The 14140-nt window shown below is 69.8% G+C and carries 9 protein-coding genes and 1 pseudogene; 6 read left to right on the top strand and 4 right to left on the bottom strand.

Going from position 1 to position 14140, the window contains the following annotated elements; genetic code table 11:
- Positions 1-235 precede the first annotated feature (235 nt).
- Together ACFOYX_RS08045 and ACFOYX_RS08040 are read left to right on the top strand one after the other, a co-directional pair.
- The gene (locus ACFOYX_RS08045; RefSeq protein WP_322440223.1) at positions 236-3730 is read left to right on the top strand and encodes a glycosylhydrolase-like jelly roll fold domain-containing protein; all 3495 of its coding nucleotides are present in this window, start codon (positions 236-238) and stop codon (positions 3728-3730) included.
- A gap of 431 nt (positions 3731-4161) precedes the next feature.
- Positions 4162-4551, top strand: a complete 390-nt coding sequence (locus ACFOYX_RS08040; RefSeq protein ID WP_322440224.1) for an MmcQ/YjbR family DNA-binding protein — start codon at positions 4162-4164, stop codon at positions 4549-4551.
- A gap of 78 nt (positions 4552-4629) precedes the next feature.
- Here ACFOYX_RS08040 and ACFOYX_RS08035 read toward each other — a convergent pair whose 3' ends face one another.
- Entirely contained in the window at positions 4630-5997 is a 1368-nt protein-coding gene (locus ACFOYX_RS08035) for a pyridoxal-dependent decarboxylase (RefSeq protein ID WP_322440225.1), read from the bottom strand.
- A gap of 551 nt (positions 5998-6548) precedes the next feature.
- Between ACFOYX_RS08035 and ACFOYX_RS08030 the strand changes: the two genes are divergently transcribed.
- On the top strand, positions 6549-8081 hold the full coding sequence (locus tag ACFOYX_RS08030) for a zinc ribbon domain-containing protein (protein WP_322440226.1): 1533 nt from the start codon (positions 6549-6551) through the stop codon (positions 8079-8081).
- Positions 8082-8190: 109 nt separating this feature from the next.
- On the opposite strand, the pseudogene ACFOYX_RS08025 reads toward ACFOYX_RS08030, so the two are convergent.
- Positions 8191-8751: pseudogene (locus ACFOYX_RS08025) on the bottom strand (class I SAM-dependent methyltransferase); the annotation flags it as partial.
- 30 nt (positions 8752-8781) lie between these two features.
- A complete protein-coding gene (locus ACFOYX_RS08020; RefSeq protein ID WP_322440227.1) occupies positions 8782-9672 on the bottom strand; it encodes an IS3 family transposase in 891 nt (296 codons plus the stop codon).
- A 268-nt stretch (positions 9673-9940) separates the two neighbouring features.
- On the opposite strand from ACFOYX_RS08020, the gene ACFOYX_RS08015 reads away from it, so the two are divergent.
- The gene (locus ACFOYX_RS08015; protein ID WP_322440228.1) at positions 9941-11029 is read left to right on the top strand and encodes an IS110 family transposase; all 1089 of its coding nucleotides are present in this window, start codon (positions 9941-9943) and stop codon (positions 11027-11029) included.
- Here the strand turns inward: ACFOYX_RS08015 and ACFOYX_RS08010 are convergent.
- Positions 10983-11294 carry a transposase gene (locus ACFOYX_RS08010; RefSeq protein WP_322440229.1) on the bottom strand — a complete coding sequence of 104 codons (312 nt, stop codon included), beginning with the start codon at positions 11292-11294 and terminating at the stop codon, positions 10983-10985. The two genes, ACFOYX_RS08015 and ACFOYX_RS08010, sit on opposite strands and share 47 nt — an antisense overlap.
- Positions 11295-11839: 545 nt before the next feature.
- Here ACFOYX_RS08010 and ACFOYX_RS08005 point away from each other — a divergent pair.
- Both ACFOYX_RS08005 and ACFOYX_RS08000 read left to right on the top strand, forming a co-directional pair.
- Positions 11840-12781: an ABC transporter ATP-binding protein gene (locus ACFOYX_RS08005; protein ID WP_322440230.1), complete on the top strand. Its 942-nt coding sequence runs from the start codon at positions 11840-11842 to the stop codon at positions 12779-12781.
- Positions 12778-14136: an ABC transporter permease gene (locus ACFOYX_RS08000; RefSeq protein ID WP_322440231.1), complete on the top strand. Its 1359-nt coding sequence runs from the start codon at positions 12778-12780 to the stop codon at positions 14134-14136. The genes ACFOYX_RS08005 and ACFOYX_RS08000 overlap by 4 nt, the downstream gene beginning before the upstream one ends.
- Positions 14137-14140: the final 4 nt, after the last annotated feature.

Genomic DNA, 14140 nt, shown 5'->3' with positions numbered 1-14140 from the left:
GCAGGATCATGGAGTTCGAAGCGTACGAGTGAGTGCGGCGATCGGCGCGTGGATCCCACGTGGCAGAGCACGAAGGATGTGACTCTTGACCCGCACTGAAGCTCGGACCTACTTTCACGAGGCAACCACTGTTGAAACGATTCAGCTCGCAGCGCGAAGTGGTAGCCCTTTGCGCAATTCGCCACCGTGCGTTCGATTACCGTCGCGCGCAACTCGATCATGAGGAGGGGTCGGCGTGGCCGGTCCACACAACAGTAAGCATTTCGCTCATCGAGGCAGGCATCTGTCGAAAGTGGTGGGCGTCCTCACGGCGCTGCTCATCGTGGCCGCGTCCCCCCTGCAGGCACTCGCCCGCAGCGACCAGCCGGCGCAAGTGGGGACGCGGCAAGCGGAAACCGAAGCGGGAGCCGCACTGTCGGCGGCCCGCTTCGAGAATCCAGCGGGCGACAGCAAGCCCACGATGCTCTGGTTCTGGAACGGGACCATCACCGAGGACCTCGTCGACCGTCAACTGGCCGACATGCGCAGCGAAGGCATCAGCGAGGTCGTGATCTTCCCCGACGCGACCTCGTCCCTGAACCCCGCCTTCTTCACCGAGGGCTGGTTCGCGATGGTCGGGCACGCCCTGCGCGAGGCGCAGCGGACGGGCATGAAGGTGTGGCTGTACAACGACCGCAGCTTCCCGAGCGGCCGCGCCGCTGGCTATGTGGTGAACGGCGGCACGATCGGCGACCGCGTCTACGAACCGCATCCCGAGCTGCGCGCGCAGAGCATCGCCCGGAGCGAGCTCGAGGCTTCAGGACCGATATCGTTCGACGTCCGCGGGCGGTTTCCCGGGCTGATCCCCGCCGCGCTCAGCGTGTCCGACGGCCGCCTGAAGGTGGACGGGGGCTACGTCACGCTACTGGGCCGCGGCAGCGACTGGACCGACTACACGTTCTCCTTCGACGCGCAGCCACTCCAGACGGCATCGCTTGGTGGCCACAGCTATGCGCAGGCCGGCTGGGTCTACCGCGCCCAGGACACCGCGAACGGCTACATGTACCTGCTCGGCAACTATCCCCACGCGGGGGCCGCGGGCGGAAACCTGACGAAGATCATCTACAAGAATGGCGCGTACGTCTCAACCCGGGTGATGCGGCTGCCGTTCAACGTGGTGAGCGGCCGTTCGTACCACGTCGAGACGCGCGTCGAGGGCGACCACGTCGTCACCTCGATCGACGGCACGGTCGTCGACGAGACCACCGACGCAACCTACGCGCACGGCACGATCGGCTTCCGGGAAGCGACCACCCAGCACGAGTCGGCCACCTTCGACAACCTGCGCGTGACCGCACCGGACGGCACGACCCTGCACTCGCAGACCTTCGACTCGGAGTCGGCGTTGAGCGACTTCGCCACTCCCGCGCCGGCCGACAACGTCGTCGCCGTGGCTGCGCTGCCGGTGCGCGACGGCAAGCCGGACCTCGCCGGACTCGTCGACCTCACCGACCGCTTCCGCGCAGGGACGCCGTGGAGCGTCCCGGAGGGCGACTATCAAGTCGAGTACTACCTCCACCACGCCCGCACAGACTTCGGCGGGGACGGGTACCTGAACCTGTTCGACGAGGAGGCGATCAGGCGCTACATCCAGGTGGTCCACGACGAGTACTACCGGCGCTTCGCCTGGGCGTTCGACGCGGGTGTGGTCCGCGGGCTCTGGGACGACGAGCCGCGGATCGCCACCGGGTACGGCGCGGAGCCCCCGTGGTCCGACCTGGTCGGGCGCAACCTCGCCCACGCCGGTGCGACGCCGGCTCAGGCGCTGGCCGCCACCTTCGGCGACTACGGCCCTGGCGGCAGCCGCCTGCGGGGCGTGCTCTCGAACGCCGCCAGTGACGCGCTCGCGCAGGCGTACTACAAGCAGCAGGGCGACTGGGCTCGCGCGCACGGCACGCAGATCATCTCCAACCCCCTGTCCGACGATCGCCCACCAGCCTGGATGCTCCGCGAGACGGGCGACATCCACAAGGACAACCAGTGGATCCAGGTGCCCGGCGGCGATGCCATCAGCGGGAGGGTGGCGCCAGGGCTGCGCAACCTGGTCCCGCGCTACATCACCAGCGACGGGCATCAACAGGGCGCAAGCCGGATCCTGCACGAGAACCTCGGCGCCTACGGCTGGGGCGTCACCCCGCAGCTGGCGCGCTACGTCAACGGCGCGATGGGCGTGCGGGGCGTCAACCTGACGGTGCTGCACGCGTACTGGTTTAACCCGGACAGCGTGCGCTATCCCCCGCCGCTTCAGCCCACGAACCCGTGGTGGAACTCCATGGACGGCGTCGTCGACTGGACTGGCCGGGTGATGGAGCTGACGCGGGGGCAGGCGAACGCGCCCACCGCCCTGCTGCATCCCCAGACCGCGGCACAGGCCTGGCAGCGAACCGAGACGGGCGACGCGCTCGACGACGAGTTCCGCACCGTCACGTACGCGATGGAGGACGCGCAGGTCGACTTCGACATCCTCGACGAGGCCTACCTCAACGGGGACCCCGCGATGAAACGCCAGGCAGTTGTCAGCGACCGTGCGCTGACGGTGGGCCAGCAGTCCTATCGGGTCGTGGTGGTGCCGCCGGCGCCAACGATGAGCGTGAAGGCCGTCGCCCGCCTCGACGAGCTCGCCCGTGCCGGAGGCACGGTCATCGCCTACGGGGAACTCCCTGTTCATGAGGCCGACGGCCAGGACGAGGCCCTGCGGACGGCGCTCATCCGCCTGTTCGGCACCGACCCCGCCCGCCCGCAGCCGACCGACCATCGGGTCGGGTCCGGCCACGCGGAGTTCGTCTCCACCACGACGGACCTCCGGCGGGCGCTCGACGGGGCCCGCGCACCCGCCGCGCAGCTCCAGCCCGCCAGCCCCGACATCCGCGTACTGCGGGTGAAGCACGGACCGGACCAGGTGTTCATCCTCATGAACGAGGGCACCAAGCCGGTGGACACCACCGCCGCCTTCCCGATCATGGGTACGCCGGAGATCTGGGATCCCGACGACGGCTCCCACCGCGTCGCGACCCGGTTCGACGCGACACCCGGCAGCCAGGCCACCTCCGTGCCGCTGCACCTCGAGCCGACGAAGGCCCTGGCCGTGGTGTTCCGGGGCCAGCCGCCGGCGCCACATCTGGTGCAGTCCCCGTTCGAAGCCAGCTCAGTCAGCAGGACTGATCGGGACACGCTCCAGGCCACCGTCATCGCCGACCAGCCAGGCGACTTCACGCTGGTAGGCGCCGAGGGCCCGCGGAGGTACACGGGCAGCCTGCACGTCGAGGGATCCTTTGCGCCGATCGCACTCGACGGTCCCTGGCGCTTCCGCTTCGACCAGCCCGATGCGCAATGGACCGAGCGGCCCCTGGGGTCGTGGACGCAAGTCGACCGCTCCTACTCTGGGGACGCAACGTACGAGAAGAACTTCAGTCTCTCGGCACAGGATCTGGCATCGGGGCGGCGTCTGATCCTCGACCTCGGGAGCGTCCGGGACGTCGCCCACGTCGCCGTGAACGGTACGCAGGCCGGCCGCCTGATGTGGGAGCCCTACCGGCTCGACGTCACCGACCTCCTGCACGTGGGGGAGAACTGGATCGACGTCACGGTGACCAACACGCCGGCCAACGCCCACGGCGCGGGACAGCAGTCGGGACTCCTCGGACCGGTCGTGCTGCGCCCTCAGCAGGAGACGACCGTCCAGCTCAATTGATGACCGATGCTCGTCGTGATGCCGGCGCTGCCGCACGGTACACCGTGACAGCAGCGCCGGCATCGTCCCGCTCGGATGACCCCGAAGCCTCACCAGATGATCTCGGGGACCACCGCACTGACGACGAGTCTGTGATCACAGGCAGGAACAAACTTGCGGCCGGACACCCCGCAGAAGGTCGCAACGGCGATCAGCGACGACCAGATGACCAGCGTGCCGCCTCCGGTCCCCTATGCGCCGTTTTGCGCGATGGCGGCAATGCCCGACCCATCCGCCTTTGGATCACCGCGTACGCCCGAACTCCATGGCCAGCGACAGGTAGCTCTGTCGGTGCCGGCCGGTCGTCTCGCTGTCGAGTCCTGTGCGCCGGCGGCGCGGCGTCGGCGGTTAGGCTGTACGGATGCAGGGGGCGGTGTCCTGGAGCGACCTCGATGGCTGACGCCGACGATGTCCGTCAGCTGGCGGTGGCGCTGCCTCACGTGGTCGAGATCGACAGTGACGGCTTCGACTTCCGAGTCGCCGACAAAGGGTTTGTCTGGTCCTACCCGGAGCGCAGAGCTGGTACGTCGCGCCTCATCCGGACCGATATCGCAGTTCTATACGTCGGCGACGAAGCGGAGAAGCAGGCGTTACTCCTCGGCGAGCCCGAGGTTTTCTTCACCACGCCCGCGTATGACGGGTTGCCCCTGGTCATGCTGCGGTTGACGCAGGTGAGCGTCGACCGTCTACGGGAGCTCATCACCGATGCGTGGCGCATGCGGGCCCCGGACTCGCTCGTCGGTGACCTCGATTTGGCCCCATACGTCGCCGGTGGGCCCTAAACGTCGGCACAGCTCGCTCCGAAGGCCCCCTCGCCGGCCTGGTATCCACCGGAATCGGTGCTGGTTAGAGCGTCGACGTTAGGCGGCGAGGCGGGTGATCGCGGCGACCGACCGGTCCACGTCCGCCACCGTCGTGGTGGCGTTCGACACCGAGAGCCGCATCAGTCGCCGCCCCCGCCACGTCGTACCGCCAGCCCAGCAGGTGCCGTCCGCCTGCACCGCCGCCACCACTTGGTCGGTGCGCGCGTCGTCGCCGAAGCCCACCAGCACCTGGTTGAGGACTACCTCATTCGCCACCTCGAACCCGGCCGCGGTCAGGCCCTCGGCGAACCGGCGGGCCAGCGCGCAGCAGCGATCGACCAGCGCCGCGACCCCGTCGCGGCCCAGCTCCCGCAGCCCGGCCCAAACGGCGAACCCCCGCGCCCGGCGCGAGGACTCGGCGGTGAGGTCCGCTCCCACCGGCGCGCCGCCGGAACCGACCAGGTACGCCGCGGCGTAAGACATTGTCGCCGCATGCACATCGGGCCGGCGGCAGAACGCGAATGCCGAGTCGTACGGAAGGTTCAGCCATTTGTGGCCGTCACAGGCCCAGGAGTCCGCCAGTTCCAGCCCGTCCACCAGATGCCGCGTGGCGGGGCTCGCCGCGGCCCACAGTCCGAATGCTCCGTCCACATGCACCCACCCACCGTGCTGGTGGACCAGCTCGCACGCTTCCCGCAGCTCGTCGCAGGCGCCGGTATTCACGTTGCCGGCCTGGAGACACACGATGGTAGGCGCCGGGGAGCCAGCTTGCAGCACAGCCCGCAGCGCTCCGAGGTCGATGGCACCGTTCGGCCCGGTGGGCACCGGCTCCACCACGTCCAACCCGAGGCCCAGCAGACGCAGCGACCGGTCGATGGTGCCGTGCCGCTCGTCCCCGGTGATCACGCGGATTGGCGGCGCCCCGGGCAGCCCGCGCCGTTCTACGTCCCAACCCGCGTCGGCCAGCACCTGGTGCCGGGCGGCGGCGAGCCCGGCGGTGTTCGCCGCCTGGGCGCCAGTGACGAAACCCACCGACGCCGACGCAGGGATCCCCAGCAGCTCCTTCAGCCAGCTGCCGGCAGCAGCCTCGGCGGCGATGGCAGCCGGCGACGTGACGGCGTTGAACGCAAGCTGGTCCCAACCGGCAGCGAGCATGTCGGCCGCGGTTGCCGCCGGCAGCCCGCCGCCAACCACGAACCCGAAGTACCGCGGACCGGCGCTGGCGACCAGGCCGGGCTCGGCCGCGGCGAGCAGGTCAGCCAACACCTGCTCAGGCGGGCAGGGGGCGGGGGGCAACGGGCCCGAGAACGCGTCGGTCAACACAGCCTGGTCGATCGGCACGCCGACCGGCCGGTCCGGCAACGACCGCCGGTATTCCGCCGCGTGGTCAGCGGCCAGACGAAACAGGCGTGTCAGTTCCTCCACCGACGCACCCTATCCCCCGGACCCGATGCCGGCCGGATTTGCGGGATCCGGTCCCGTATGGTGGAGCGTCGACTGTTGGTAGCTGCGGGTAGGGGCGTGGGGTAGTGGCTGGTGCGTGGTTGACGTCGACCGCGACGTGCACCGCGTACCGGGCGTTGTGCGGTGGTAAGCCCGACGCACCCGGAGTTCAGAGGCCTGTGGCTGGGCGGGTGTTCGCCGACCGGGTGGGGTGGCTGGCGGACCTGGTTCGGGGCATGGCCGACGGGGTGATCGTTGCGCACTGGTCGGATGCCGATCTTGCGGTGTTTGGTGGTGGCGTCGGGGCTGATGGGAGGCGTCTGCCGAGCAGTGGGTGGATGGCTTTGCGCCGGCTCGGTTGGGGTGCGGTGGCGCCGGCGGGTGTGGTGGTGTCAGACCGGGTTCGTCGGATCGCGGAGGAGGAAGCCGCCCGCGCTTTGCGTCTGGGATGCCACCGTCGTGCGGTCGTTGCCGCGCTGCTCGCGACGTGGCCGGCCGATCCGTTCGCCCGGACCGGTGAGGAATGGTCGGCGTTGCGTGCGCAGTTACCCGAGGGCACCGACAACGCGACGATCCGCAACCGCACCCGGCAGATCGCCGGATACATGGACATGCATGGTCACCTGCCGGCGGACCTGTGTGAGTTGGAGGGTCCGCCGGTCGTGGCGCGGCAGGTGAGCCTGGCTGCGGCCGATCGGCAACAGGTCGTCGTCGACCGGGTTGACGACCGCGTGGTGCGGGTGTGGTCGCAGCTTCCGGTATGCGCGGCGCCGGCCTCCTACCGCGACTGGGTGTGGCATGCCGTCGACGTGGTGCTGCCGGCACCCGTGCCCGCCGGGGTGAAGGTGTGCACGCCGACGCTGCGGCCCCGCGATGGCAAGGTGCGGGTCGACCTGCCCTGGCAGACCCCGCACACCCCGCCGCCGGTGGACGGGCACACGCGGGCGCTCGGTGTCGACTGGGGGGTGAACACCCTGCTGACCGCGACCGTGGCCGACCTCGACCAAGCTGGCTCGGTCCTGGTCGAGGGGCGCCCGTTGCGGTTCGACGCGACGGGTGTGTCGGCGAAGCTGGTGCGGCTACGCCGCCACCGCGAACACCTCCACACCAAAGCCGATCATCTGGCGCGGCTGCGTGACGGCCGACCCGCCCACGCCCCGGCATTGAATGCGAAGCTTGTCGTCCTGGAGGCTGAGCATTCGGCGGTGTGCGCCCGGATCCGGCATCTCAACAAGGCTCTTGCCTGGTCGGCGGCGCGGTGGCTCGTCGACGCGGCGACCGCGGTCGCCGCCACCGTCATCTACATCGAGGACCTCGCCACCCTCGAGGCGCATGGCCGGTCACGCAGCCTCAACCGGCGACTCTCCGGTGCGGTACGCGGCGCCGTGTTCACCGCCATCGCCCACCTCGCCGCGAAAGCAGGCATCGCCGTCGTCACTGTCCCGGCGCGCGGCACCTCGTCCGGCTGTCCCCGCTGCGGCCGCGCGATCAAGCACGTCAAAACACCGGAGCGCAGCGCCGCCGGGTACCGGTGGGCCACCTGCTCGTGTGGCCTGTCGATGGACCGTGACCACGCCGCGTCGCAGCGGATCGCCGCCCGGGGCCTGGCCAACCAGGCCAAAACCCGCCGCGGCCGTAACGGCAACACCGCGATCCGGACCGCCACCGACACACCCGTCCGGCGCCGGAGCCGTCGACCTACCCCAGCCGCCACGATCAGGCCGGTGCGGGACCGACGCAAGACCGCACCCACCCCGAAGCAGGTCCGACCTGCAACGGTCAAGACCTCACGCCTGCTGCCCTTGCGACGGCAGGTTCCCGCCCCGGCAGAACCCCCACCGGGAACTGCCGGCAAGCGTCCGGCGGGACGGACACCCCAGGAGACCCAGCCGTCAGGGCCGGTTCGCCAGGTGCCGCACACGGTTCCCACCACCGCCCCGCGACACCCACACCGGGTCCGCGGGGCCGTCCTCGGCCGCGGCTTCCACCGCCACGTACGCGCCACCCCGATCACTCACCGGGACGGAAGTACCGGCAGGGAGTCCGGCTCGCTGAGGATCACATAGGAAACCAGAGACGCTCCCAGGTGCTGGTCGAGGCCCAACGACCGCTGGCCCGTTGAGGTAGAAGGGCGCAGGCTGACACGTCGGGCTTCTCCAGGAGGGTCGCGTCACCTCACTCGGCCATGCGACGCGCGAAGAGGACGGCACCTGGAACGCTCTGGTCCAGGTCGAGCAGTGTTTGAGCCTCGACCGTGAATCCGGCGTCGCGCAGCCAGGCTGCCACCTGGCTGGGTTGGCGGCGGTGGACGTAGACCTTCATGGGATGGCCGCCGTAGCCCTGTGTCTTCAGCCGTGCTTCGTCGCCGACGTGGAAGCCGAGCAGCAGCAGCCCGCCGGGGCGCAGCACCCGCCGGAAATGTGCCAGAACTCGGGGCACCGCGTCGTCGGGAACGTGGATCAGTGACCACCAGGCAAGAAGCCCGGAAAGCGAGGCGTCGGCGAGGTCCAGATCCGTCATCGAGCCGACCTCGAGCCGCATGCCGGGGTGGTCACGCCGAGCCACCGCAACCATCGACGGTGAGAGGTCGATGCCAAAGGCGTCGATGCCCAACTCGCGTAGGTGGGCGGTGACGTGTCCTGGTCCGCAGCCCACGTCGGCCACCGGCCCACCGCCGGCGCCGTGAATCATGTCGGCGAACGTCGCCAGACTCCCCCGCAGGTAGGGCTCGCCACTGTCAATCCCCCGGAATCGTGGAGGGCTCCGTTATGCGGCCCGGGCTTCTCGGGCGTGGGCCATGAAGCGTTCGTAGTCGATGGGTGACATGCCGTCGCAGGCGCTGTGGCGGCGGCGGAGGTTGTAGAAGTCGACGATCCAGGTGGCGATCTTGATGCGGGCCTCGGAGCGGGTGCGGAACCGCTGGCGATGGATGTATTCGACCTTGATGGTGGAGTTGAACGCCTCGGCGGCGGCGTTGTCCAGGGCGCAGCCGACCCTGCCCATCGACTGGGCCACGCCGAGACGCTTGCATGCTTTGGCGTAGTCGGCGGCGGTGTATTCGCTGCCGCGGTCGCTGTGGAAGATCACTCCGTCGACGGTGGCGCCGCGGGTGGCCGCGGCCATGCTCAGGGTGGCCGTGGTCAGCTCGGCGTCGTGATGCGCGCTCATGGCGTAGCCGAGCAGCCGGCGGGAGTACAGGTCGATCACCGTGGCGAGGTAGAGCTTGCCCTCGTCCGTGGTGACCTCGGTGATGTCGCCGCACCACAGCACGTCCGGGGCGACGGCGGTGAACCGGCGGCGCACCCGGTCCGGCGCCACCGGCCGTTTGCCCTGCTTGGTGAGGCTGCGCCGGCGCCGTGGCGTGCGCCCGGCCAGACCCAACCGCGCCATCCGGGCCGCGACGGTGTTCTCGCCGACCCGCCAACCGGCCGCGCGCAGATCAAGGGTGACCCGCGGCGAGCCATACGTGCCGCCGGAGGCCTCGAACGCGACCTGGATCGCCTCATCCAGATCGGCCTGCCGCCGCTGCCGGGCGGTGGGCCGCCGGCCACGCCACTTGTAAAACCACGACTCACTCAACCCCAGCGCGCGGCAGGCCACCGTGTGCGGCACACCGTGTTCGGTCCTCTGGGAAGCGACGAACCCGGCCACGCTCACCTCGTCGCCTCCTTGACCCACAGGACCACGGATCGCTTGAGAACTGTGAGGATGGACTGGTGCCGCCCGGCGGGCGGGGTCTGACCCAGCTTGAGACTGGCCCTGCCGGTGCCTTCGTGATGACCCGTCGACCTCGTCCCTGGGTGGCACCGACCCGACCCGGGCGTGGATGTGTCCCGATAGGGGCCTCGCCGATGGGCACCGTCACAGTCCTGACCACCACGTCCGGTCGACGTCGATCCCTGTTCCCGAGTGGAAGGATCTGGTGTTGCCCACCGACGTCCCGACCAACGCCGCCACGATGGATGAGGAGATCATCCTCGGGGTGGACACGCACAACGACGCGCACGTCGCCGCCGTGATCACCGTGCTGGGTGCACTGGTGGACACCCGGGCGTTCCCGACCACCGCCGCCGGCTACATCGCGATGGTGGACTGGGCGCGCGGACACGGTCGGCTGCGCCGCGCGGGCGTGGAGGGAACCAGCTCCCACGGCACCGCGCTGACCCGGCACCTGCACCGCGACGGGCTGCAGGTCATCGAGGTCAACCGGCCCGACCGGGCGGTGCGCCGCCGCCGCGGCAAGACCGACGCCATCGACGCGGAGAACGCCGCCCGAGCAGTGCTGTCCGGGCAGGCCACCGGCCTGGCCAAGAGCGGCGACGGCGCCGCGGAGATGATCCGCATGTTCAAGATCGCCAAGGACTCGGCGGTCAAGGCCCGCACCCAGGCCATCAACCAGCTCAAGGCCGTGCTGGTGCGCGCCGACCCGACACTGCGCGAATCGCTGAGCGGTCTCGGCCGCGTCGCGCTGATCCGCCGCTGCGCAGCCCTACCCTCCACCACCGACCACAGCACCCACGCGGCGACCACCACGGTCCTACGCAGCCTGGCCCGCCGCGTCCTGGCCCTCACCGACGAAACCCGCGCCCTGCAACAACAGATGAGCAGCGCCATCGCCGCCTGCGCGCCGCAGCTGCTCGACCAGTACGGCGTCGGCCCCGACACCGCCGCGGCGCTACTCATCACCGCCGGCGACAACCCCGACCGGCTGACCAACCAGGCCGCGTTCGCCGCCCTCTGCGGCGTCAACCCCGTGGAGGCTTCCTCGGGCAAGACCACCCGTCGCCGGCTCAACCGCGGCGGCGACCGGCGCGCCAACAGCGCCCTCTACACCATCGTCCTGACCCGACTCGGCCGCGACCAACGCACCCGCGACTACGCCACCAAACGGGCACACGAGGGCAAATCAACGAAGGAGATCATCCGCTGCCTGAAGCGCTACGTCGCCCGACAGATCTTCCCCCTCATCACCGCAGCCCTGCCACCAGCGACAACGCCGACTCCCTCAACTTGACAAACATAGGGGCGTCATCACGCTCCATCGCCAGCTCGGCGTTCTCCCGCCGCAACCGCGCCAACTCGGCACGCTCATCCTCGTTCAACCCGCCACCGGCAGCCTCACCGCGAGAGCGCTTGTCCTGGTTGACCCAGTTGCCCAGGGTGCCCTCGTTGATCCCCAGATCCCGGGCGACCTGCGCGATCGGCTTACCGGTCTCCCGCACGATCCGCACGGCGCCCTCACGGAACTCCCGGTCGAACCGCCGTCTCGTCTCAGCCATGACCATCTATCCCCTTAGGTCTGGCCTCCACGCTATCGGGGGAACCTCACCACCGAGAGCTTCACGCACCTGGGCGGCATAGCTGACCGCGACCGTGTCATAGGAGGTTCGGGTGTCAGCCAACCAGGCATGATCGCTCACCCGGGACAGGGTAGTGACGGCGATTAGGTGACAGCCGGTTTGTGAGCCCCTGCCCAGGACAAGCTCGAGCATTGGATTCCTGCAGATCCCCTTGGGCGCTAACCGGTCGTGACCCCTCGCACGCCGAGCACCCCATTGAGTCGGTCGACGGGTAGAGACGAAGTCCCTCGGGTCGCTGAAGAGGTCACCAAGCTGGACGCCTTGGCTCCCGCGGCACCGGCCACTGCGGGCAGATTGGCCGCTTCCCAGGTACGGCCCTCACGCTCGAAATATCGACGGCCATCGGCAGGGCATCGGCGCGGCGGATGCCCCGTCGTCTCCCGTTCCATGAACGTTCAGCCAGCTGTCCCTGCCCGCGTTGTCTGCCGTCCCTATGTTGCTTAAGGCTACGAAAGAAGGGGCTCATGGACGCACTCCTCGCAATCCGGGCTCGCGGGATCACCAAGTCTTTCGGCGACGTCGTCGCACTCGACGGCATCGATCTGGATGTAACCCAGGGGCAGATCCACGGGTTGGTCGGGCCGAACGGCGCCGGCAAGACCACATTGCTCGGCCTCCTGCTGGGCCTGGCCGTCGCCGACAGCGGCCACCTCGAGATCCTGGGTACGCCGATCGCGCGGGCGCTCGCCGCTCCCGACGGTGTCGCCGGCTTCGTAGACGGGCCCGGCCTCTACCCCTCGCTCACCGCCAGGCAGAACCTCGCCGCCCTGGCCGCTCTCCGCGGCCACAGCGTGCGGACAACGGGAATCGACGACGTGCTCGACCAGGTCGGGCTCACCGACGTCGCCGGCGACCGGGCGAGCGGCTTCTCCCTCGGCATGCGTCAGCGGCTCGGGCTCGCCGCCGCCCTGCTCACCAAGCCCCGGCTGCTCGTGCTCGACGAACCTTCCAACGGCCTCGACCCGGCCGGCAAAAAACACGTACACAGTGTCCTGGCCCGGCTCGCGACCGACGGAACCAGCGTCGTGCTCTCAAGCCACCGCATGGACGATCTCGAGGCACTGTGCTCCGAGGTCACCATCCTCGCCACCGGGCGGGTCGTCTTCTCCGGCCCGCTGAGCAAGCTGGCCGCCGAGAGCCGTGAACTCGACTACCGGCTACGCGCCTCGGACCCCCAGGCCGCCCGCCGGCTGGCCGCCGACACGGCCGGAGTCCACGTCGACGACGACGCCGGGGCACGGCACGACACCGAGGTGCTCGTCGTACGCGCGCTGGTGCCCGCCCTCGACGAACTGGTGGTGCGGCTCGTGCACGCGGGCATCGCGGTGCGCGAGCTCGCACCCGTGGTGTCGCCACTCGAGGCCGCGTTCCTCGCCCTCACCGAGCAGCAGGAGGTCATTCGATGACCGCGACCATCGCCGACGTCCACGCTGCCGGTACCCGCCGCGTCTCGGTGGCGCGCGGCTACCGCTTCGAGCTGGTCAAGCTGGTCTCGCAATGGCGGATCCGCTTGCTGGTCCTCACCTGCTGGATCGCGCCGGCGCTCTTCGTCGCCGCGGTGAGCCAGCAGAGCTCGCTGCCCGTCGACACCCTCTTCGGTCGCTGGATGCACGCCACCGGGTGGGCCGGAACGCTCGTGATGCTCGGTTTCGCGGGCACCTGGGCGCTCCCGCTGCTGACCTCGGTGGTCGCCGGCGACGTGTTCGCCTCCGAGGACCGGCTCGGCACCTGGCGTCACCTGCTCGTGGCGGTCCGGTCGCCTCGCCGGATCTTCGCAGCGAAGGCATTGTCCAGCCTCACCGTCATCCTGCTGCTCGTGGCCGGGCTGGCCTGTTCCAGCGCGGCCGGCGGGGTCGTGGCGGTCGGCAACCAGCCACTTGTCGGCCTCGACGGCCACCTGTTGACGCCGCCGGACGCCGCCGGGAAGAGCCTGCTCGCCTGGGTCTGCGTACTCGCCCCGACCCTGGCCCTCGCCGCGATCGGATTACTCGGGTCCGTCGCGCTGGGGCGGTCCCCGATGGGACTGCTGCTGCCCGCGCTCGTCGCGCTCGCGATGCAGCTCGCCCAGATGCTGCCGCTGCCCGTCGCCGTACGCGTCGCGCTGCCCGGCTACGCCTTCATCGCCTGGAACGGTCTGTTCACCAACCCGGCACAGCTCGGCCCGCTCCTGATCGGCATCGTGGTCAGCCTGGTGTGGGCCGTGACCGCGACAGCGTTGGCTTACGTGCTTTTCCTGCGACGCGACTTCACCAACCTGACCGACGACGGTTCAGGGCGCCGCGCGGTCACTGCGGGAGTCCTGCCGCTCGTCGGGCTGGTCGCCGTGACGGTCGCGGTCGTCGCCGCGGCGACCCCGGCGACGGGCTCCGGGATCGAGCAGGACAAAGTGCAGGGCTCGGTCGCCACGGCATTCGCCCACCTCTACCGCATGCAGACCCAGCAGCTCAACCGCCCCGACGTCACCGAAGCGCAGCTGCAGGCCACGGCGACGTGCAACAAGGGCGGCGGCAATCTCGCCGCCCAGGGGCCGGGCAACGACTGGCGTTGCGTCATCTCCTGGCATCTCCCCGACGTCGAGGCCGCAGGGACGGCCATCTACCAGCTCGACGTCACCGCAGACGGGCGGTTCGTGGCCGATGGCGACGGACCGAAGGAAGTGAACGGCTACTTCCTGGTGCGCACCCCGACCGGGGACGCACCGAACCCGCTCTGGCAGTTCGACGGCAACGTCGAACTGCTCCCCACCACCCGGAAGGGATAACTCA

This window comes from Micromonospora sp. GCM10011541 (assembly GCF_042650725.1).
GTDB lineage: Bacteria > Actinomycetota > Actinomycetes > Mycobacteriales > Micromonosporaceae > Micromonospora > Micromonospora sicca.
Note: the sequence above shows the minus strand (reverse complement) of the source record. Positions and strands in the feature narration are given on the sequence as shown.

What these genes read in the sequence shown, in the direction of transcription:
- ACFOYX_RS08040 (WP_322440224.1), top strand. Translation starts at nt 4,162, where the DNA reads ATGGCTGACGCCGACGATGTCCGTCAGCTGGCGGTGGCGCTGCCTCAC.
- ACFOYX_RS08010 (WP_322440229.1), bottom strand. Translation starts at nt 11,294, where the DNA reads ATGGCTGAGACGAGACGGCGGTTCGACCGGGAGTTCCGTGAGGGCGCC.
- ACFOYX_RS08005 (WP_322440230.1), top strand. Translation starts at nt 11,840, where the DNA reads ATGGACGCACTCCTCGCAATCCGGGCTCGCGGGATCACCAAGTCTTTC.
- ACFOYX_RS08000 (WP_322440231.1), top strand. Translation starts at nt 12,778, where the DNA reads ATGACCGCGACCATCGCCGACGTCCACGCTGCCGGTACCCGCCGCGTC.